We start from the raw sequence: 19,718 nt of genomic DNA on the forward strand, positions 1-19,718 counted from the left end.
CATGAAAATGAAGAAAAAATGGTTATTCGCAGCAGCAGCAGTATTATCACTATCATTAGCAGGATGTGGTTCAAACAGTTCCGACAAATCAGCAGATAATACAAAAGAAGAAAAAGTATTAGTAATGGGTACAGCAGCAGATTATGCACCATTTGAATACATTGATGCAAAAGTATCTGACGATATTATCGGTTTTGATATTGACCTTGCCAAAGCAGCAACTAAAAAAATGGGTTATAAATTACAAGTAAAAGATATGGAATTTAATAGTTTAATCCCGGCATTACAAGCTGATAAAGTGGACTTCGTATTAGCTGGTATGACACCTAATAAAGATCGTGATAAAGTAGTTGATTTCTCTAAATCTTACTACGATACAAAAGAGTACATGGTTGTCAAAAAGGATAGTGGTATCAAATCAGATGCCGATTTAGTAGGGAAAAAAATTGGCGCACAAACTTCTTCTATCCAAGAAGATTTAGCTAAATCATTAGCTAAAGAGATTAAAGGCGTGAAACTTGAAAGTCGTGACCGTGTCCCAGAATTAATACAAGAAGTTAAATTAGGCCGTATCGACGCATTAGTAACAGAAGATATTGTTGCTGAAAACTACTTAAAACAAAATAAAGAACTTGGTTACTATATAATTGAAGACCAAGAAGACCAATCAAAAGCAGCTGCATTCCCAGAAAACAGTAAGTTAACTGCTGAATTTAACAAAGCATTGGATGAGCTTACTAAAGAAGGAAAAGTTGACGAATTGAAAGCTAAATGGTTTAAAGTAAAATAATTCTGAAGGTAACAATCCCAAACCCTTATTTCTTAATGTGAAATACATTGAGAAATAGGGGTTTTTTTATGCATATTTAATTTCTGATTAACAAATGATTATATTTCGCTATAATGAATGATGTAACTTTTAAAAGGTCGTGTTTAAATGTATTATTTCGTTTTTTTCATTCTGTATACCTGGATATTAATACAACTCTTTATACGTAAAGGAGTTCATTCAATTCCAACAAATTCAGGTGCAATCATAATGGCATTTGGAATTATGCAGATTGGTTTAATTCAAAAATTCGCTTTTTATAATGAGCGAATTGAAACTTCTTTGGCAATACTATTATTTGGTGCTTATGGATGTATTATTTCGTTATTATTAATGGATATAAAAAAGGGGGCTTTTTATAACAATCATCTAAAAGATCCGATTAACAGTTTCACAATAGGAACTTGGGTTGCAGCAACATCCGTCATCATATTGAATATAACTTATCATTTTCCACATTTAACGACTGTAAGCATTGGACTTTATATCATCGATTTTCTAATTTGGTTGTTTTATTTAGGAATTATTATACGGAATTATTCAATTTATATAAGAAAACCAAAATTTATAGAAAAATTGAATGGCGTTATCGTATTATCATGTGTATCAACGCAATCTTTAGTAATAGGAGGAGAAACGATATTCAAAGCGGAATTTCCTATTGAATTTGCGTTCTTATTGATCGTTGTTGGTGCCACATTTTATGTGATTAGCTTAATGTTGATCGGGCGCAGTCTCTATTTGATGAAAAATACGCTAAAGACTGTAATATTAAATTGGAAAATGACAAATTGCACGATACATGGTGGATTATCAATCACCGGTTTAGCATTAATAGTAACATTCAATTCTTCAGGGAAATGGCTCATCTATTATTGGATATTCGTGACGATTGTGTTTTTCATTGTAGAAAGTATAGAAGGAACTCGAAGTATTTTTCGTATTCAACAATTTGGTATAAAGGACGCTCTGTTCATTTATCATCCAACTCAATGGGTTCGGAATTTTACTTTTGGTATGTATGTAAACTTTACAATCCATCTACCGGCAATAAGTTTATTGGGAAATGCAAGAACAATTGTTATTGAGGGTGGAAAATATATTGTTGTCAGTTTATTTATAATTGAGGTATGTTTGCTAGCACAGTATAAATTGGGTAAACGATGGGACTAGCATTACTTTAGATGTAAGTATTAACCTATAAAAAGAGATAAAAGTACAGGAAATATTTTAAAAATATTACCCGAGGAATAAGAAAATGCGACAAAAATCTCATAAAAGACGATATTTTTTCGACATAAATTATACTTTTGTGAAACATAAATCAAAAAAAATTGCACATTATTATGAAAAGGACTTTAGTTTTAAAATATTTATGTTATTATATTTATAAAACTAAATTAATATATATTCATTATTTGTAGTATACCCGTATGAAAATCAGATACTTAAAACACTCAAATGAAAGAATATATATAACAACAATAGAATGGAGTTTTTCAACATGAAAAAGAAATGGTTATTTGCAGCAGCAGCTGTATTATCACTTTCACTAGCTGGATGTGGATCTAATTCTGATAAAACTGCAACAGATAACAATGATAATCAAAACAAAAAAGTATTAGTAATGGGAACATCAGCAGACTTTGCCCCATTTGAATACATTGATTCTGCTAAATCAGATGAAATTATTGGTTTTGATGTAGACTTAGCAAATGCAGTCACAAAGAAAATGGGATACCAACTAAAAATTCAAGATATGGAATTCAACAGTTTAATCCCAGCAGTACAAGCTAAAAAAATAGACTTTGCAATGGCTGGTATTACACCAAACGAAGAACGTGCAAAAGTAGTAGACTTTACTGATTCTTACTATGATACACAAGATTTTATCATTACTAAAAAAGACACAACTTTTAAAAGCATTGACGATTTAAAAGGTAAAAAAATTGGCGCTCAAGTATCTTCTATTGAAGAAGACACAGCTAATGCTATTAAAGATAAAGTGAATGGCGTAAAAGTTGAAACTCGTGACCGTGTACCTGAGCTAATCCAAGAAGTAAAACTTGGTCGACTTGATGCAATTGTCCTTGAAGATATCGTCGCTAAAAACTATGTGAAACAAAATAATGATTTAAAATACTCAAACATTGAAGGCGTTGAAAATCAAAAGAAAGCAGCTGCTTTCTCTAAAGACAGTAAATTAGTTGACGAATTCAACAAAGCTGTTAAAGAATTAGATGACGCTGGAGAAATTGATAAAATGAAAGCTAAATGGTTCAAAGTCGATTAATAAGGGAAAGAGGTTCTATAAATGAATTTGGATTTCACGCCAATTATACCTTCGATTCCCTATATTCTTAAAGGGATCGTCGTTACATTAGAAATTGCTGCAATTGCGTGTGTCCTCGGTTTTATTCTTGGAGTTTTACTATCACTAGTCAAATTAAGTGGCATTAAGCCACTTAAATGGCTAGCTGACTTTTATACTTCCGTATTCCGTGGTACACCACTTGTTTTACAATTAATCATTATTTACATGGGAATTCCACAAATGTTCCCAAATGTTGATATTCAACCTATGCCTGCTGCAATTCTAGCATTCTCATTAAATTCAGCAGCTTATATCTCAGAAATTATCCGTGGTGGTATCATGGCAGTTGATAAAGGGCAAAGCGAAGCAGCTCAAGCTCTAGGTGTCTCTTATGCTAGCATGATGAAAGATATTATCTTACCACAAGCATTAAAAAATATTATTCCAGCTCTTATGAATGAATTTATTTCATTAACAAAAGAGTCTGCAATTGTAACAGTAATCGGTGCTCTTGATGTCATGCGTCGTGCCTACATTGTCGGTGGTGCAACATTCCACTATATAGAACCATTGCTAATTGCAGGGGTAATCTACTATATTATCGTACTAATTTTATCTTATGCTGGTAAATTAGTTGAGAAAAGGATGAGAGTCAGTGATTAATGTACAAGATTTGCACAAGTCGTACGGCAAAAACGATGTGCTAAAAGGCATTTCAACAACAATTCAAGATGGCGAAGTTATTGCAATCATTGGTCCTTCTGGTTCTGGTAAATCTACCTTTTTAAGATGTATCAACTTACTAGAAATGCCAACGAGCGGTAAGATAATTATTAACGGACAAGATATCACGGAGAAAAAAACGAATTTGATGAAAGTTCGCGAAAAAGTCGGTATGGTTTTTCAACACTTCCATTTGTTCCCACACAAAACCGTAATGGAGAACTTAACATATGCTCCTATGAAAGTAAGTAAATTATCTAAAGCTGAAGCTGAAAAACGTGGTGGAGAACTGTTAAAACAAGTTGGCTTATTTGATAAAAAAGACGAATATCCAAACCGTCTATCAGGTGGTCAAAAACAACGTGTTGCCATCGCAAGAGCGTTAGCAATGGAACCAGATATTATGTTATTTGATGAACCAACATCAGCACTTGACCCAGAAATGGTTAAAGAAGTTCTAGATGTTATGAAATCATTAACAAAAACAGGTATGACGATGCTAATCGTTACACATGAAATGGGCTTTGCCCGTGAAGTAGCGGACCGTGTATTCTTCTTAGATGGAGGCCATTTAATCGAAGATGCAGCTCCTCAAGAATTCTTCAAAAACCCATCAACACAACGTGCAAGAGACTTCTTAGAGAAAGTTTTATAATCTAATACTCGAAACACCTAATTGTCAGTGATGATGATTAGGTGTTTTTTTGCGTTTTCATTAAGAAATTCACTCATCTATTTACAAAATGTGGGTTTTGATAGACAATAGATAAAAAACAACTTGAGGTGCATGTAACTTTGAATATTAGACAAGTAACAATAGAAGATTTAGACCGTTTAATAGAAATCGAAAACTTAAGCTTCACAAAAGAAGAGGCTGCAACAGAGGTTGCTTTTGTCAATCGAATTCGTATGATTCCAGATAGCTTTTTTGTAGCTGAAGACAATGGAGAAATCGTTGGCTTTGTTAATGGTCCTGTGATGGAAAGAGATTATATTACAGACGATTTATTTAGCGAAACAAAAGAAAATCCAAAAACGGGTGGAGTTCAAAGTATATTAGGTTTAGCTGTACATCCAATGCATCGAAAAAAAGGAATTGCAACAGCATTATTAACTCATCTTGAAACAGATGCAAAGAGTAAGAATCGCAAAGCTGTTACATTAACATGCTTAGAAAGGTTAATCCCATTTTACGAAAAACACGGGTACGTAAATAACGGAATCTCTCAATCAGAGCATGGTGGGGAAGTTTGGTATAACATGACTAAGATTTTGTAATTTATCATCTAATAGATATGGAGTGAGGAGAATGCAAAATAATATTCGTTTAGTAGCGCCAAGTGTAGATTTAGAAAAGGAATAGTAACAGTAACGTTGGAGTTTTTTTGTTGGATACTTAGATTACTAATAAACTAAAAAATTAGAATGTTCATTCATTGCGGAGGGCAATATAATCATGAAACATATCTTTGCATTTGAAAGTATTGAAGAATATAAAAAATACCAAGATACAATACAACGATTTGCAATTAAATTAAAGGAATATCAACAAATACTTGAAAGTGAATATGCTTTGAAGGACTTACCAAAGGGAATTTTATGGACGAATGAAGAATTAGCAACTACAGTGTTCTCTGAAGTACCTATCCCTGCCTATACAAATAAAAACTTAATATATATGTCACCAGATATAGAAACATGGAGGAAGATACTTGTAAAGCAATTAGACAATAAAGAGCTTCCAAATGTTCGAAAGTTTTACGAGAATTTTTCCGAAAACCAAGTATTTATCATATTAGCACACGAACTAACACATCATTCAGATTTGTTTTTGGATGAGTTTGAAGATGAACGAGAAGATAGTATTTGGTTCGAAGAGGGAATGTGTTTTTTCTTACCTCGTAAAATACTGTTAAATGAGAAAGAATTTAATGATATAACGAACGCAGAAACGAAATTAGTAGAAGCATTTAATGATCAATATGGAAAACAATCAATAGATAACTTTGGAAGTAGTACATATAAAGGTAATTTATCAAGTATTATGTTTGATTATTGGCGCAGTTATCTTGCTGTGAAGCATTTAGTAGAAGTGCATGCTAATCATGATCTGAAGGCTTTATTTAAGGAATATCATAATTGGGATAAAGAAGGTCGAAAAGTACCTTTGACTAAGTATTTTGGATTGAGTTCCTTCTTCGGAGGTTCTATTTGATTAAAGCTATATTATTTGATTTTGATGGCACGCTATTAAATCGTGATTTGTCCCTTATGTCATTTATCAACGATCAATATGAACGATTCAGCAATTGCATTCATCACATTCCTAAGCAACTATATATAGATCGATTTATCGAATTAGATAATCATGGCTATACATGGAAAGATCAAGTTTACAGGCAATTAGTAGATGAATTTAAAATTCAAAATATTTCTGCTGACGAATTGTTAAATGATTATATAAAGAATTTTCATCATCATTGCATTGCTTTTCCTAATCTATTTAAGATGTTACATCTTTTGAAGTCTCAAAAATATAAATTAGGCATTATTACAAATGGCAAATGTCAATTTCAGATGGATAATATCGTTGCATTAGGTTTGGACAAAGTTATGGATACGATTTTAATTTCCGAGTGGGAAAATATTAAAAAACCTAATCCAGAAATTTTTCATAGGGCATTACAAAAGCTAGAAGTGAATGCTTTTGAAAGCGTATATGTTGGGGACCATCTTGAAAATGATATAAAAGCAGCTAAAAATGTTGGAATGATAGCCATTTGGAAGAAGAATACTCAGTGGAACAATGTAGAAGCAGAATATGTGGTGGACGATTTATTAGATTTACCAAATATTATAAATAAATTTATTATGTAAACTAAAGTTTCCCATTAAAAACCGAGATTGGGTAGGGTAACATATAAAGCTCTTTTGAATAAACCATCTTAAAAGAAAATAACCAGGTTAATAGCATAACCTGGTTATTTATAAGAGATTCTATTTCATCATATTGATCAATTTCTCTTTTTCCTTTAAATATTCAGCTTCTGTAATATCGGATCTTTGTAGTAAGCCTGCTAGACGTTGAATTTCTTGTAGCATTTCTTCAGTCGTATATTGTTTCTTTTCAGATGAGTTTTGTGAAGATTGTTGATTGGAAGACATTTTATAACCTCATTTCATGGTCGATATAGATTTTTACTTTTCTATTATATTACATTTCTTTATGTAAAAATACAAAAAATCAAAGGAGATTTTAGATGACTACTTCTCTTATTTTTGATATGGATGGTACACTTTTTCAGACGAATAAAATATTAGAACCTGCTCTTGAAGCTACATTTGAAAAGTTACGTATGAAAAAATTATGGCACGACAAAACCCCGATAGATCAATATCGTGAAATTATGGGGGTCCCATTACCCGTTGTGTGGGAAACTTTATGTCCTCAACATACTTTGGAAGTACATAACAATACGAATCAGTGGTTTCTAGATGAACTTATTCAACAAATAACGAAAGGGAATGGGGCTCTGTACGAAGGCGTGGAAGAAACATTAGCCCAATTATCAAAGACATACCCTTTATACATAGCAAGTAATGGGCAAATACCATATTTACAAGCAATTGTGGAACAGTTTCGATTAAATCGTTTTATACATGGATTTTATAGTATTGATGTAATTCCATCAGGAAATAAATCAGAACTTGTGCATTTAGTGAAAAGTGAGAATGGGATTGCAGAAGGTTTTGTGATTGGTGACCGTTCTTCGGACATAAAAGCAGCTCTAGACAATAATTTAACATCCATTGGTGTTCGATTTGATTTTGCACAAGAAACGGAATTAAATAAAGCAAACTATGTCATTGATAATTTTAAAGAAATTTTAACGATTGTATAAGTTTACATGGTAAGAAAATATGATGAATTCCATAAGAAAACCGTTCTAGCACTTTCTAGAACGGTTTTTATCATGCAAATCATGCTGTTATTTCTGGACTTGTTGAAGGACTAACTTCCGGTTCATCAACAACCTTATTGTGTGCTCCAGTAGGATCAAATTCTTTCTCACTTTTCGAAATAACAACAGTTGCAACACCGTTACCAATTAGATTAGTAACCGCACGTGCCTCAGACATAAAGCGGTCCACACCGATTAATAATGCGATACCTTCTACCGGAATCATCGGGAAAGCGGCTAATGTCGCAGCTAAAGTGATGAAACCAGAACCTGTAACCCCTGCAGCACCTTTTGAAGTTAACATTAATATTCCAAGTAAAGTGAGTTGTTGCCAAATAGACATTGGCACATCATATGCTTGTGCGATAAACATCGCGGCCATTGAAAGATAGATAGACGTACCATCAAGGTTGAAAGAATAGCCAGTTGGAACCACAAGACCAACCACTTGTTTAGAACATCCGTAATTCTCTAATTTTCTCATCATAGATGGAAGTGCCGACTCTGAAGACGAAGTTCCGACAACAAGGAAAATCTCATCTTTAATGTAGGCGATAAATTTTAAAATGTTAAAGCCATAGAATTTTGCAATTGCTCCAAGGATGAAAACAATAAATAAGAACATAGTAATATAAACAGCAGCCATTAATAGACCAAGTGATTTTAAGGATTCAAGTCCAAAATTACCAATTGTGTATGACATGGCACCAAATGCACCGATAGGCGAAAGTCTCATCACCATATTAATAATTTTAAAGAAAATCTCCGAAACTTGTTCAAATAGTTTAATAACAGGTTTTGCGCTTTCACCAAGAGAAGCAGCCGCTACACCAAAAAGGATCGCACAAAATAGGACGGGTAATAATTGACCAGCTGCTAAAGAACCGAAGAAATTATCAGGCACGATATTCATGATAAATGCTACAAGTCCTTGCTCCGTTTCAGCTGCTGCTGTTGTATACGCAGACACATCGCCGCCTTTTGCAGCTGAAGTATCCAAACCATGACCTGGGTTTACAAAATGAACGACAACCAATCCAATAGCTAAAGCAATTGTCGATACCACTTCAAAATAGATTAATGCTTTACCACCAATTTTACCAACCTTTTTTAAATTCCCCATACTTCCAATACCAATCACAACCGTTAAGAATATAATTGGTGCGATCAACATTTTGATTAATTTAATAAAGATATCCGCTAACACTTTTAGTTGAACGCCTAATTCGGGGAAGATCGCCCCTACAATAATACCGATAATAATTGCTGTAATTACTTGAAAGGTTAAACTTCTAAAGTTGAATTTCATTATTTCGCCTTCTTTCTCTATTTATCTGTTATTTTCTCGCTTATTCACATCATACTGAAAAAGAAAACGTTTACAATATTATGGTTTTAAAAGTCTTTTTGGTTATTTTGGTCTTGTCTGATGGACATAGCTTAAAAGCTAGGTAATAGAAGGAATAAGAAGGATTTCTATCAAACTAATTGAGTTCTTGATTTTTTTGTAACAGATGAATTTTGTCTTTTTTGTATTAATACAGTTTTATAGATTTTTGCATAGAATTATAAGCCTCGCTAGTCTATATAAAATAAAAACATAGGCACTAAGGGAAATTAATACAAAATATACTTACAAAAAGCAATACTAACCATAAAATATTATTGACATATTTAATTGAGAAATATTATCATTAATGAGTTAGACTAGAACGTTGGCTGCGTTTTTTATTGAATTATCGTAATCTGCATATTAGCAATTATGCTTATTATGTGTAATTGAAAAATGCGAATTATGCAAAGAACAATCTGGAAGATGCTACATAAAAATAAACAAGCCTATATGTTTATCGTTGATTACTATAGGCGTGAAAGGATCTGTATGCTGAAACAATTTTTCTCATATTACAAACCACATAAGCGCTTATTTTATATCGATTTTTTTAGCGCAATTTTTGTTGCTATCTTAGAGTTGGCATTCCCTGTAGCGGTACAATGGTTTATCGATAGTCTATTACCGACAGGAGAATGGGGAGAAATCACAAAAATTAGTTTCCTCTTATTCTTAGTATATTTACTAAGTACCGTATTAAATTATATCGTCAATTATTTAGGACATAAGCTTGGCATTTATATTGAAACGGATATGCGTCAAGAGCTATTTAATCATATGCAGAAGCAATCGTTTCGCTTCTTTGATAATATGAAAACAGGTAATATTATGAGCCGTATTACGAATGATTTGTTCGATATCGGGGAATTTGCTCACCATGGCCCAGAGGATTTCTTTATTGCGATTATGACGTTTGTTGGCGCATTTCTATTAATGTTTAATATTAATAGTCAACTAGCACTTATTGTTTTAATAATGGTGCCAATCCTAATTTTCGTTATTTCTATAAGTAACAAGCTGATGAACAAAGGTTGGGCCACGATGTACAGTAAAATTGCTGATGTTAATGGCCGGGTAGAAGACAGTATTTCAGGGATTCGGGTTGTTAAATCGTTTACGAATGAGACGCATGAAATGGAACTCTTTGAAAAGCAAAATAGTATTTTCAAAGATGCGAAATTATTTGCCTATCGTGTGATGGCTTCTACACATGCAAGTATTTACTTTTTAACACGTCTATTAACGCTAATCGTTTTAATTGTTGGGGCATGGTACAGCTTCAAAGGTACATTAACTTATGGTGAACTCGTTAGTTTCGTGTTATTTACAAATGTATTGATAAAACCGATTGATAAAATTAGTGCTTTATTAGAAATGTATCCAAAGGGGATGGCAGGCTTTAAACGTTTTCGAGATATGCTGAATGAAGAGCCTGATGTGATAGATCAACCGGATGCTATAGCTGTTAAACAATTAGCAGGGGATATTACATTCCATGAAGTTGACTTTAGCTATGATGGCAAATTTCCTATTTTACAAAATATCAATTTTTCGATTCAAGCAGGGCAAACAGTTGCGCTTGTTGGTCCATCAGGAGCTGGTAAGACGACGATTTGTTCCCTTATTCCACGCTTTTATGACGTGACAGGTGGGGGCATTACAATTGATGGTCTTGATATTAAGAAGATGACTCAAAGGTCATTGCGTGAAAATATCGGCATTGTACAACAAGATGTTTTCTTATTTACAGGTACTGTTCGAGAAAACATTGCATATGGAAAGTTAGATGCCTCAATCGAAGAAATCGAAGAAGCGGCACGTAAGGCTAATATACTTGAATTGATAGAAGGGTTGCCACAAGGTTTTGAAACGGAAATTGGAGAGCGTGGAGTGAAATTATCAGGCGGTCAAAAACAACGTTTAGCGATTGCACGTATGTTCCTAAAAAATCCACCAATCCTAATCCTTGATGAGGCAACTTCTGCACTCGATACTGAAACAGAAAAAATCATTCAACACTCACTTGAAGAGCTTTCTGAAAATCGCACAACGATTATAATTGCACACCGACTAGCAACAGTTAGAAATGCAGACCAAGTATTTGTTGTGACGAAAAATGGTATCGCTGAAAGTGGTAAGTATGATCAATTGGTAGAGCGGGACGGAATTCTAGCAAACTTACATCGAAATCAAATGATTTAATCAAAATCTTTATTTTATAAAAGTAGAAATAATATTTTTAATAGATACCCCTTGAGCACGAGTCAGTAATGTACTGAGCTCGTGCTTTTTATCTACCTAGAACTTGATATAGCGCAGTAAATAAATTTTTATTTCAGAAATGATCCAACTTTAGAAGTCATAATAGGGAATTGAAGAAAACAACTTGATTAATCCAAGTTGTTTTTCTTTAGGAATTGTATAATTTGTCCTTTATGATGATGATCATGATCTATAAATTCCTTAACAATATATAAAAGTGAATAAGGTGTTCCAGTATGTGGACAGTGACTTACACCGTTTGAAGTTACTGATTTGTTTAATAGTTCGCTTGAAAGTTCGTTAAGTTCCTTTACAAGTCTTTTCCTTGTATTCTTTGCTTCTTCAAGTAGTTTTGACTTTGATATGCCAGATTTAGCGTAATTAGACGCTGTTTTATTATGGGTATTAAAATCTGGAAATTCCATACCCTTTCCACTTTGAACTGCAGGGATAACTTCGTATAAAAGATGTTGATCCCAATTTATAATGTGGGATATTATTTCACTTACAGACCATTTACCGTTGGCTATAGGTTTTGACCATAAAGTTTCTTCCATATCTTCTAATGTATTTAGCCAAGAAGAATATTTACTAAATTCATTAATTATCGTTGTTTCAACACACATTTACGTTCCCCATTTCTATTTCAACTTACAATATTATAACATAAAACCACAATTTAACAGAATATATGTTCTTATATTTTGTAACAATAGTTGTACAGTCTAGAAAAAATTCTAACTAAATATGTAGTGACTTTGTAAAAATGTCCCTCTCTTCTAATTGTTTTGTTATGATAATTGATAGAAATAATAAGTAAGGAGCATTAATATGGCATTTAAACTATTATTAATAGAAGATGATGAGTCCATCTCAAAAATCATTCAAAAGCATTTTTTACAATGGGATATGCAAGTGGAGGTGCCAGATGATTTTAAAAATGTGATGAATACTTTTCATACTATTCAGCCACAACTAGTTATTATAGACATTCAATTACCTGCTTTTGATGGATTCCACTGGTGTCGTGAAATACGCGCAATATCAAAGGTTCCTATCCTGTTTTTGTCATCAAGAGATCAACCGATGGATATGGTTATGGCTATGCAAATGGGAGCCGATGATTATATTCAAAAACCATTTAATATGGATGTCTTACTAGCAAAGGTACAAGCTATTTTACGCCGTACATACGATTATAAAGAGGAAAAAATAGAGAATGTACTTTGGAATGGTGCAACAATTGATTATGCAACGAGTACAATCATGACAAACAATAAAACGATAGAGCTGACCAAAAACGAGCAGTTCATCTTACGAATCCTTTTAGAACATAAGGATCAGATTGTTTCTAGGGATGAGCTTATGCGAAAACTTTGGGATGACGAACGGTTTGTTAATGATAATACATTAACAGTAAATGTTAACCGCTTGAGAAGTAAATTAGAGGAGCTTTCTTTGAAAGATGTTATTGTCACGAAGAAAGGTCTTGGGTATATGGCTGTTACAAAGGATGTGCAATAGTTGATTTGGTTATTTTTAAGAGAGAGACTTTCCTGGATTCTATTTTTTGCTATTTGCATGTTATGGATGAACCTACTTTTATATTTGGATGTTGGGTTTATGAAGGTTTCTACAACTTATTTAAATGCTACATTGCTCTTTTTCTTTTTAATGTTCGTTGTTTGGCGATATTTTAAAGAGATGAAGTTTGTCAAAGACATAGCTGATATGCCAAATAATTTCCATCGTGTCGAAGAGTTGCTCATGTCTAAACTAAACGAATCTACCTTAGAACTAGAACGTTATAAGAATGAGTTAACAATACAATTTTCCGAAGAACGTGATCAGCATTTAGCATGGGTTCATGAAGTGAAGACGCCTTTAACAGCGATGAAGTTAATCATAGAGGATTTACCAATTGATACGAGAAAATCATTAGAACTTGAATGGCTAAGAATTCACCTTTTACTTGACCAATCTTTACACACGTTAAGACTTGCTAGTATTGAACAAGATACGATATTAGACAAAGTAGCTTTAGAAAAAGTGGTGGCAAAAGAAATTAAAGAGTTAATGTCATGGTGTCTTGCCAAAAACTTAGCAATCGATGTAGATGATATTCAAGTTAGTATATTATCAGATCAAAAATGGCTATCTTTTATCATACGTCAAATTCTATCGAATGCCGTGAAGTATAGTCACAAAGGAGATACCATTACGATTTATGGTACAAAGGATGATGAGGGCCATCAACAATTACATATACAAGATTCGGGTGATGGTATTGATCCTGCAGATGTACCACGCATATTCCAAAAGGCATTTACAGGCTCTACGGGACGTAAACAAAGTGCATCAACTGGTATGGGACTGTATTTAGCACAAAATGCAGCTAAAAAATTAGGGATTTCCATTGCAGTACAATCTAAAGTGAATGTGGGTAGTAATTTCACATTAACATTTCCAAATTCCGATGAGTTCGTCAAAACGATCTCAAAGTGACAAAAATGTCATGTTCACAGTTAAAATGTCACGTTAATCGAACGATTCCGCTGCCATTTCTTTATACAATATAACTAACAAAAGCAGGAGGGAATCAAATGAGCATATTAAAAGCTAGTAAGATTAAAAAAATATATGGTAAAAAACTGTTCGCTCAGGAAGTACTAAAAGGAATAGATTTAGAAGTTGAAGCAGGGGAATTTGTCGGGATTATGGGGCCTTCTGGATCTGGTAAGACTACCTTATTGAATGTACTTTGCTCGATTGATCGTCCAACTGAAGGCATTGTCGAAATAAATGGACAATCACTTCAAAAGATGAAATCAAAACAATTATCAGCTTTTCGACGAACTGAAATGGGTTTTATATTCCAAGATTATAATTTACTTGATACCTTGACTGTAAAGGAAAATATTCTGTTACCTTTATCCGTAGGGAAGACAAGTAAACAAGAAGCGGAATCTCGTTGTCAACAACTAGCAACACAATTAGGAATTCAAGAATTATTAAAAAAATATCCAAATGAAATATCAGGTGGTCAAAAGCAACGTACAGCTGCAGCTCGTGCACTCATTATTCATCCAAGTATTGTGTTTGCAGATGAACCAACAGGTGCACTTGATTCTAAATCAGCTTCAGCATTGCTTGAAAACTTAAGTACTTTAAACAAAGCCAATCATGTAACGATTATGATGGTAACGCATGATCCAGTTGCTGCAAGTTATTGTAGTCGTGTACTTTTCCTAAAAGATGGTCAAATCTTCACTCAAGTTTATAAAGGGGATAAAACGCGCACACAATTTTTCCAAGAAATTATGAATACGCAAGGCGTTCTAGGCGGTGACGGTTATGAAGCTTAGTACCCTTGTATTACGCAGTATGCGAAAGAATATCAAACACTACTATCTATACTTTTTCGCACTAATTTTTAGTGCTGCTCTATACTTTTCGTTCGTAACCTTACAGCATAATGCAGCTGTTGTGAAGTTATCCTATTCTAGCTTAAAAGCTGAAATGGGCTTTAAAGTAGGATCTGTATTGTTATTGGTCATTGTATTTTTCTTCGTTTTCTATGCAAACCAGCTCTTCTTGAAAAGACGTAGTAAAGAAATTGGTTTGTATCAAATGATTGGTATTCCAAAGCCAACAATCTCATATATGTTAACGATTGAAAACTTGATCCTTTGGGTTGGTGCATCAGCCATTGGTATGTTGATAGGATTTTTCTTTTCTCGATTTTTTGCCTTATTATTCTTAAAAGCGATTAATACAAAAAGGGAAATCGAACTCGAATTTTCAACGGAAGCTTTGTTCCAAACAATGCTTGTGTTTGGTCTATTATTTATCGTCGTATTACTTCAAATGATGTGGATGGTTCATCGCACTACATTATTAGATTTATTTAAAGCGACAAGTAAAGCTGACCAAAAGATGAAGAAGATGAATTTTTTCCAAATCATTTTAGGAATTATCGGGATTGGACTAATCAGTTACGGTTACTATTTATCAACTGTTCTTTTCGCAATCGATAAAACCATTTCTGCTAATGATTTGTATAGGAAGATGGGACTTATATTAGGAAGCGTAATTATCGGTACATTCTTAGTATTCCGCTACTCCATCGCATTTATCATGAATATGATTCGTATGTCAAAAAGAGGGCATTTATCATTAAACGATGTACTTGCAATAACGCCAATTATGCATCGTATGAAAAGTAATACATTATCACTATCAATTATTACTCTAATGACTGCAATGGCATTAACGATATTGTCACTATCTTATATCACATATTACTCAACGGATTCTCAAACAGAACAAAATATGCCATATGATTTGGCGATTCTTAATCATAATGGTGAAAAAACCTTTGAAGAATCATTAAAATCTAACAATATTCATTTTCAAAAATATCAATTTGAGCTATTAAACGTACAAATTGATACGAATACTTTGCTAGAAAAGCCTTTAAGTAAAGAAGCACAAATTAATATTACCTTGGACAATATCGTGATGAAAGAAAGTGATGCAAAAAAAGTATTTCCAAAGCTTCACTTAGGGCAAGATGAGGCAGTATTGACAGGATACAGTGACGTCCTCAAAAATCTTATGCCTCTAAAAATAGGAAAAACCTTTATCATGATAAAGCAAAGCAAAAACTCAAACTAATCGATATTGAGAAAAAAGCTAGTATATCAGCGGAAATATCTTACGGAAGTCCTGCGATTATTATCCAAGATGAATTATTTAACCAATTGAAAAAAGATCCATCAATTCAAAAAAGCACTTTATGGAAAACTTATACGGGTTATAACATTCCAAAGGAAAACCAACTAAAAGAAGCCATTACTTTATACAAAAAAGCGACAAATGATGGGACATTTAAAATTGGCAAAAAAGATGGAGTTACTTCATTACTTCAAGTTAGTCCTAAAAAAGAAATGTATCAACAATCTCTTGAAAATATGGGACTACTTATTTTTATCACTGGATTTTTAGGATCTGCCTTCTTATTAGCAACCGGAAGTATCTTATACTTTAAGCAAATGACTGAAGCAGAAGAAGAAATCGAATCCTATAGAACATTACGAAAAATCGGCTTCTCACCTGATGAAATGATGAGAGGGATTTATCGAAAACAATTATTTAGTTTCGGTTTACCTTTATTGTTAGGCTTATGCCATAGCTATTTTGCTGTTAAGTCAGGTTGGAACTTCTTTGGTACAGAATTAGTAGTTCCATTACTTACGACGATGGGCATCTACATTCTACTCTATTCAATCTTTGCGATTCTAACATCTAGTTATTATCGAAAAATTATTAAAGGAATTTTATAAAAAACGAAGCGTCTCAATTTGTATTTTGAATTGAGATGCTTTTTTAATATTCATCTATTTCCATTAAATACAAAAAACGATAATATGTAATTAATAACTATTTATAGCGAGGTGGAGTTTTGCAAAAAAATATACCTATATTTGATATGATATTTTACTTTGGTTTTCCGTTATTGATTTGGCATTTTAGTAGAAACTATATCGGTGATTATTATGCGATGTTACTTTCTTCTGTGCCTGGAATCATCTATAGTATTATTCGATTTATCCTTCTAAAAAAGCTAAACTTTTTGGGCCTATTCATGATTAGCAATCTAGTGGTCGGTACATTGATAGATGTTCTTTCGGGATCTGCTATGCAGTTGCAATGGAATAATGTATATTACGCCTATTTCATAAGCTTTTTGTCTTTTACTACTATCATTATAAATCGACCACTCTATTTATATTTTGCCCTCGATTTTGTAGAGATGCAGGGCTATAATCGGAAATTAATGAAGAAATTATATTATCAGAAAAAAATACTACGAGTTTTCAAGTGGATTACTTTCGGATTTACTTTTAAGGAAGTTCTACTAGCGACTATCAAGGTTTGGCTTATTAAAAAATACGGGGTAGATGCTTTTGATAAAGGGATAATCATAAGGCAAATTATTGGATGGGGATTATCAGGCATTTCATTCTACGGTTTTATCTACATTTCAAAATTGCTTCAGGAGCAAGATAATAATGCTGGAAATTTAAATTGAGGGGGTCTATTCACTATGTGGACAAACCCTCCTGTTAAATTGAATACTATGACCAATAAAAATACTTCCCATGTCCATCAGGCATTTGTAAAAGTTTAATTTGCTCGATATGCCCATCATCTACATAATCTACATGTAAATCGGTGTCATACATGTTGTTATATACATGATAAATAGACTTTTCTTTACTTAAATCTAGCAGTAGCTGTTGATAGTTTACTTTTAATTCTTCAGAAAATTGATTGGCTACATGTGTATGGAATAGGACTATTTGTTGTTCTTCTGTACTATTACGGAAAATTGAAGGAAGAATGGTAAATAGATCTCCTTCTAGTAATGTTTTATTGACAGCATGATTCACTTTGGCTGATTGATGAAATAGTTGACGTCTTTCAACATGCTCTGGCCAAATAAGTGATTGCATCCATAGATAATCCTCTTCATGATCTAAATTTATAATATTTAAATCAATACCATATCGTGCAGATACTTGGAAGTTCGGACAATTTTCAATATGTTTACCAAGATTCTCGGATTTTAAATTCACTTCACTTGTTGGATTTCCGTATTGAATTGTTTCATTTCCTTGCTTTATTTCATAATGATATTGATCGATATTCAATAAGAGTCCAGCACTAGTACCAATCTCAACTAATACTAATGGCTTTTGAACTTTGTGTGCAATCTCACTAAAAATAGGATATAAATAAGTACAACGACGGACCTCGTTTGTTTGCACGTATTTTGTATGAAAATGATGCGCAATCTCTGTATGGTATTTTTCTACAAATTCTTTTAATGCGATGTAACTGTCTTCAATTGGCAAAGGGTTATCGGTAAAGGATGGTACATATTTTTTTAATACATCGTCCTTGTTGGAAAGTACATATTGAACGGATCCAAAAAACAGATTTGGCTTTGGCTGTGTTTCAGGAATCTTTGCTATCATTTTTAGCATCTCTACATCTTGAGCAATTTTTTTACTCCAGAAATAATACAGCGGGCTACTTGTCTTCGCTTGATGCTCTGCAAAACGATTAAATTCTTGGCTTATTGAATTCATTCTAAGCACCTCTTCCTTTTTTATTGGCATACAATTGCCAACAGACCGTAAAAGATCATTTCTTGTTGTTGGAATCACCTCTTGATTGAAGTTTCACTTTATACTATTTATGATAAAATAGATTGTATATTAAGAAAATTAATAAAATTAAATCGTTTTGATTAATATTTTTAATCAGAGGTGTAGGATGGACTTAAAATGGATTCAATCATTTGTAGTTGCAGCTGAAACAGGGAATTTTCGAGAAGCAGCCGAAACGTTATTTATTTCTCAACCGAGCATTACTGTACATATTCAACAGTTAGAAGAAAGTCTGCAAGTAAAGTTATTTAAAAGAGAGCATACAAAAATTTCTTTAACAGAGGAAGGGGAATTCTTTTTAAATCAAGCCAAGGAAATACTACAAAAAGTAGAGGATTGTAAACGAATGACACAGTTGTTTTCAAAGCAAAAGAAAACGGAAATAACGGTTGTTTTATCACCTTTATTAACAGAGACGAATTTACCTCATATTATCTATCAATTTCTAATGGAGCATTCAGAGTTTGATATTCGTATCATTGTTGAAGGATCAGAAATGATTGATGAGCAACTGATTTCGAATAACGCCCATATCGGCATTGGAATTGGAAAGAGTATGTATCGTTCAATTCATGCGGAGAAAATCGTTTCAAGTCCCATGCAGTTAGTTTGTCCTCCTGATCGCGAAGATGATGAAACGGGGAGCTATTATGACTTGGAAAACTTATTTGCTAAGTATCCCGTATTTACAGGACATTTAAAAGAAGCGGTATTAATCGAGCCGTTATTGCAAAAACATATAAATCCTGTTCGTTTCATGTCAATTTCTCAAAGCTACATCGTAAAACAATTTGTGAGAGATGGTTTAGGAATGGCATTTTTACCTAAATCCATTGTGTATAAAGAAATGATGGAAGGGAGATTGAATGTGATCGATTTTGATTTATTTGAATTACCTACAGTCGATTTATATATGAAATATGATAAAGAAAACGATCAAATCATACCGTTGTTAGAGAAAATTAGATATTCCCACTTCTACTAATTAAGTGTTTTA

At 33.0% G+C, this 19,718-nt stretch carries 21 protein-coding genes; 17 read left to right on the forward strand and 4 right to left on the reverse strand.

Annotated elements, in window-relative coordinates:
- Positions 1-7 precede the first annotated feature (7 nt).
- The 8 genes from Q0977_RS03165 (at position 8) to Q0977_RS03200 (ending at position 6,743) form a co-directional block, all read left to right on the forward strand.
- Positions 8-790 (forward strand): transporter substrate-binding domain-containing protein, encoded by a 783-nt coding sequence (locus tag Q0977_RS03165; RefSeq protein WP_119415913.1) that lies wholly within the window; start codon positions 8-10, stop codon positions 788-790.
- A gap of 249 nt (positions 791-1,039) precedes the next feature.
- A complete protein-coding gene (locus Q0977_RS03170; RefSeq protein ID WP_299510538.1) occupies positions 1,040-2,002 on the forward strand; it encodes a hypothetical protein in 963 nt (320 codons plus the stop codon).
- Between the two features lie 331 nt (positions 2,003-2,333).
- Positions 2,334-3,122, forward strand: a complete 789-nt coding sequence (locus Q0977_RS03175) for a transporter substrate-binding domain-containing protein (protein WP_119415864.1) — start codon at positions 2,334-2,336, stop codon at positions 3,120-3,122.
- 21 nt (positions 3,123-3,143) lie between these two features.
- Positions 3,144-3,806 carry an amino acid ABC transporter permease gene (locus Q0977_RS03180; RefSeq protein ID WP_119415865.1) on the forward strand — a complete coding sequence of 221 codons (663 nt, stop codon included), beginning with the start codon at positions 3,144-3,146 and terminating at the stop codon, positions 3,804-3,806.
- The gene (locus tag Q0977_RS03185) at positions 3,799-4,521 is read left to right on the forward strand and encodes an amino acid ABC transporter ATP-binding protein (RefSeq protein WP_299510542.1); all 723 of its coding nucleotides are present in this window, start codon (positions 3,799-3,801) and stop codon (positions 4,519-4,521) included. Before Q0977_RS03180 ends, Q0977_RS03185 begins: the two co-directional genes overlap by 8 nt.
- A gap of 140 nt (positions 4,522-4,661) precedes the next feature.
- A complete protein-coding gene (locus Q0977_RS03190) occupies positions 4,662-5,144 on the forward strand; it encodes a GNAT family N-acetyltransferase (RefSeq protein ID WP_299510544.1) in 483 nt (160 codons plus the stop codon).
- Between the two features lie 178 nt (positions 5,145-5,322).
- Positions 5,323-6,081 (forward strand): hypothetical protein, encoded by a 759-nt coding sequence (locus Q0977_RS03195; protein WP_119415868.1) that lies wholly within the window; start codon positions 5,323-5,325, stop codon positions 6,079-6,081.
- On the forward strand, positions 6,078-6,743 hold the full coding sequence (locus Q0977_RS03200) for an HAD family hydrolase (RefSeq protein ID WP_119415869.1): 666 nt from the start codon (positions 6,078-6,080) through the stop codon (positions 6,741-6,743). The genes Q0977_RS03195 and Q0977_RS03200 overlap by 4 nt, the downstream gene beginning before the upstream one ends.
- A gap of 120 nt (positions 6,744-6,863) precedes the next feature.
- Here the strand turns inward: Q0977_RS03200 and Q0977_RS03205 are convergent, their stop codons facing one another.
- The gene (locus Q0977_RS03205; RefSeq protein ID WP_158582353.1) at positions 6,864-7,031 is read right to left on the reverse strand and encodes a hypothetical protein; all 168 of its coding nucleotides are present in this window, start codon (positions 7,029-7,031) and stop codon (positions 6,864-6,866) included.
- A gap of 95 nt (positions 7,032-7,126) precedes the next feature.
- On the opposite strand from Q0977_RS03205, the gene Q0977_RS03210 reads away from it, so the two are divergent.
- Positions 7,127-7,768, forward strand: coding sequence for an HAD hydrolase-like protein (locus tag Q0977_RS03210; RefSeq protein WP_119415870.1), 642 nt, complete (start codon positions 7,127-7,129; stop codon positions 7,766-7,768).
- A gap of 79 nt (positions 7,769-7,847) precedes the next feature.
- Here Q0977_RS03210 and Q0977_RS03215 read toward each other — a convergent pair whose 3' ends face one another.
- Positions 7,848-9,137 (reverse strand): dicarboxylate/amino acid:cation symporter, encoded by a 1,290-nt coding sequence (locus tag Q0977_RS03215; protein WP_299510554.1) that lies wholly within the window; start codon positions 9,135-9,137, stop codon positions 7,848-7,850.
- A gap of 573 nt (positions 9,138-9,710) precedes the next feature.
- Here Q0977_RS03215 and Q0977_RS03220 point away from each other — a divergent pair.
- The gene (locus tag Q0977_RS03220) at positions 9,711-11,423 is read left to right on the forward strand and encodes an ABC transporter ATP-binding protein (protein ID WP_119415872.1); all 1,713 of its coding nucleotides are present in this window, start codon (positions 9,711-9,713) and stop codon (positions 11,421-11,423) included.
- A gap of 188 nt (positions 11,424-11,611) precedes the next feature.
- Here Q0977_RS03220 and Q0977_RS03225 read toward each other — a convergent pair whose 3' ends face one another.
- Positions 11,612-12,109: a DinB family protein gene (locus Q0977_RS03225; RefSeq protein WP_299510557.1), complete on the reverse strand. Its 498-nt coding sequence runs from the start codon at positions 12,107-12,109 to the stop codon at positions 11,612-11,614.
- Positions 12,110-12,314: 205 nt separating this feature from the next.
- On the opposite strand from Q0977_RS03225, the gene Q0977_RS03230 reads away from it, so the two are divergent.
- The 6 genes from Q0977_RS03230 to Q0977_RS03255 all read left to right on the forward strand — a co-directional run bounded on the left by Q0977_RS03230 (position 12,315) and on the right by Q0977_RS03255 (position 17,577).
- The gene (locus Q0977_RS03230) at positions 12,315-13,007 is read left to right on the forward strand and encodes a response regulator transcription factor (protein ID WP_299510559.1); all 693 of its coding nucleotides are present in this window, start codon (positions 12,315-12,317) and stop codon (positions 13,005-13,007) included.
- Between the two features lie 99 nt (positions 13,008-13,106).
- On the forward strand, positions 13,107-13,988 hold the full coding sequence (locus Q0977_RS03235; protein WP_299510561.1) for a sensor histidine kinase: 882 nt from the start codon (positions 13,107-13,109) through the stop codon (positions 13,986-13,988).
- A 98-nt stretch (positions 13,989-14,086) separates the two neighbouring features.
- Positions 14,087-14,848, forward strand: a complete 762-nt coding sequence (locus tag Q0977_RS03240) for an ABC transporter ATP-binding protein (protein WP_299510563.1) — start codon at positions 14,087-14,089, stop codon at positions 14,846-14,848.
- Positions 14,838-16,160 carry an FtsX-like permease family protein gene (locus Q0977_RS03245; RefSeq protein ID WP_299510565.1) on the forward strand — a complete coding sequence of 441 codons (1,323 nt, stop codon included), beginning with the start codon at positions 14,838-14,840 and terminating at the stop codon, positions 16,158-16,160. The genes Q0977_RS03240 and Q0977_RS03245 overlap by 11 nt, the downstream gene beginning before the upstream one ends.
- Positions 16,161-16,246: 86 nt before the next feature.
- On the forward strand, positions 16,247-16,828 hold the full coding sequence (locus Q0977_RS03250) for an FtsX-like permease family protein (RefSeq protein ID WP_299510567.1): 582 nt from the start codon (positions 16,247-16,249) through the stop codon (positions 16,826-16,828).
- 119 nt (positions 16,829-16,947) lie between these two features.
- Complete coding sequence (locus Q0977_RS03255) at positions 16,948-17,577, forward strand: VC0807 family protein (protein ID WP_299510569.1); 630 nt, start codon at positions 16,948-16,950, stop codon at positions 17,575-17,577.
- Between the two features lie 46 nt (positions 17,578-17,623).
- On the opposite strand, the gene Q0977_RS03260 is transcribed toward Q0977_RS03255, so the two are convergent.
- Complete coding sequence (locus tag Q0977_RS03260; RefSeq protein WP_299510571.1) at positions 17,624-18,640, reverse strand: DUF2332 domain-containing protein; 1,017 nt, start codon at positions 18,638-18,640, stop codon at positions 17,624-17,626.
- 187 nt (positions 18,641-18,827) lie between these two features.
- Here Q0977_RS03260 and Q0977_RS03265 point away from each other — a divergent pair, with 187 nt between their 5' ends.
- Positions 18,828-19,706, forward strand: a complete 879-nt coding sequence (locus Q0977_RS03265; protein WP_299510573.1) for a LysR family transcriptional regulator — start codon at positions 18,828-18,830, stop codon at positions 19,704-19,706.
- Positions 19,707-19,718 lie beyond the last annotated feature (12 nt).

Source organism: uncultured Rummeliibacillus sp. (genome assembly GCF_934216135.1).
GTDB lineage: Bacteria > Bacillota > Bacilli > Bacillales_A > Planococcaceae > Rummeliibacillus.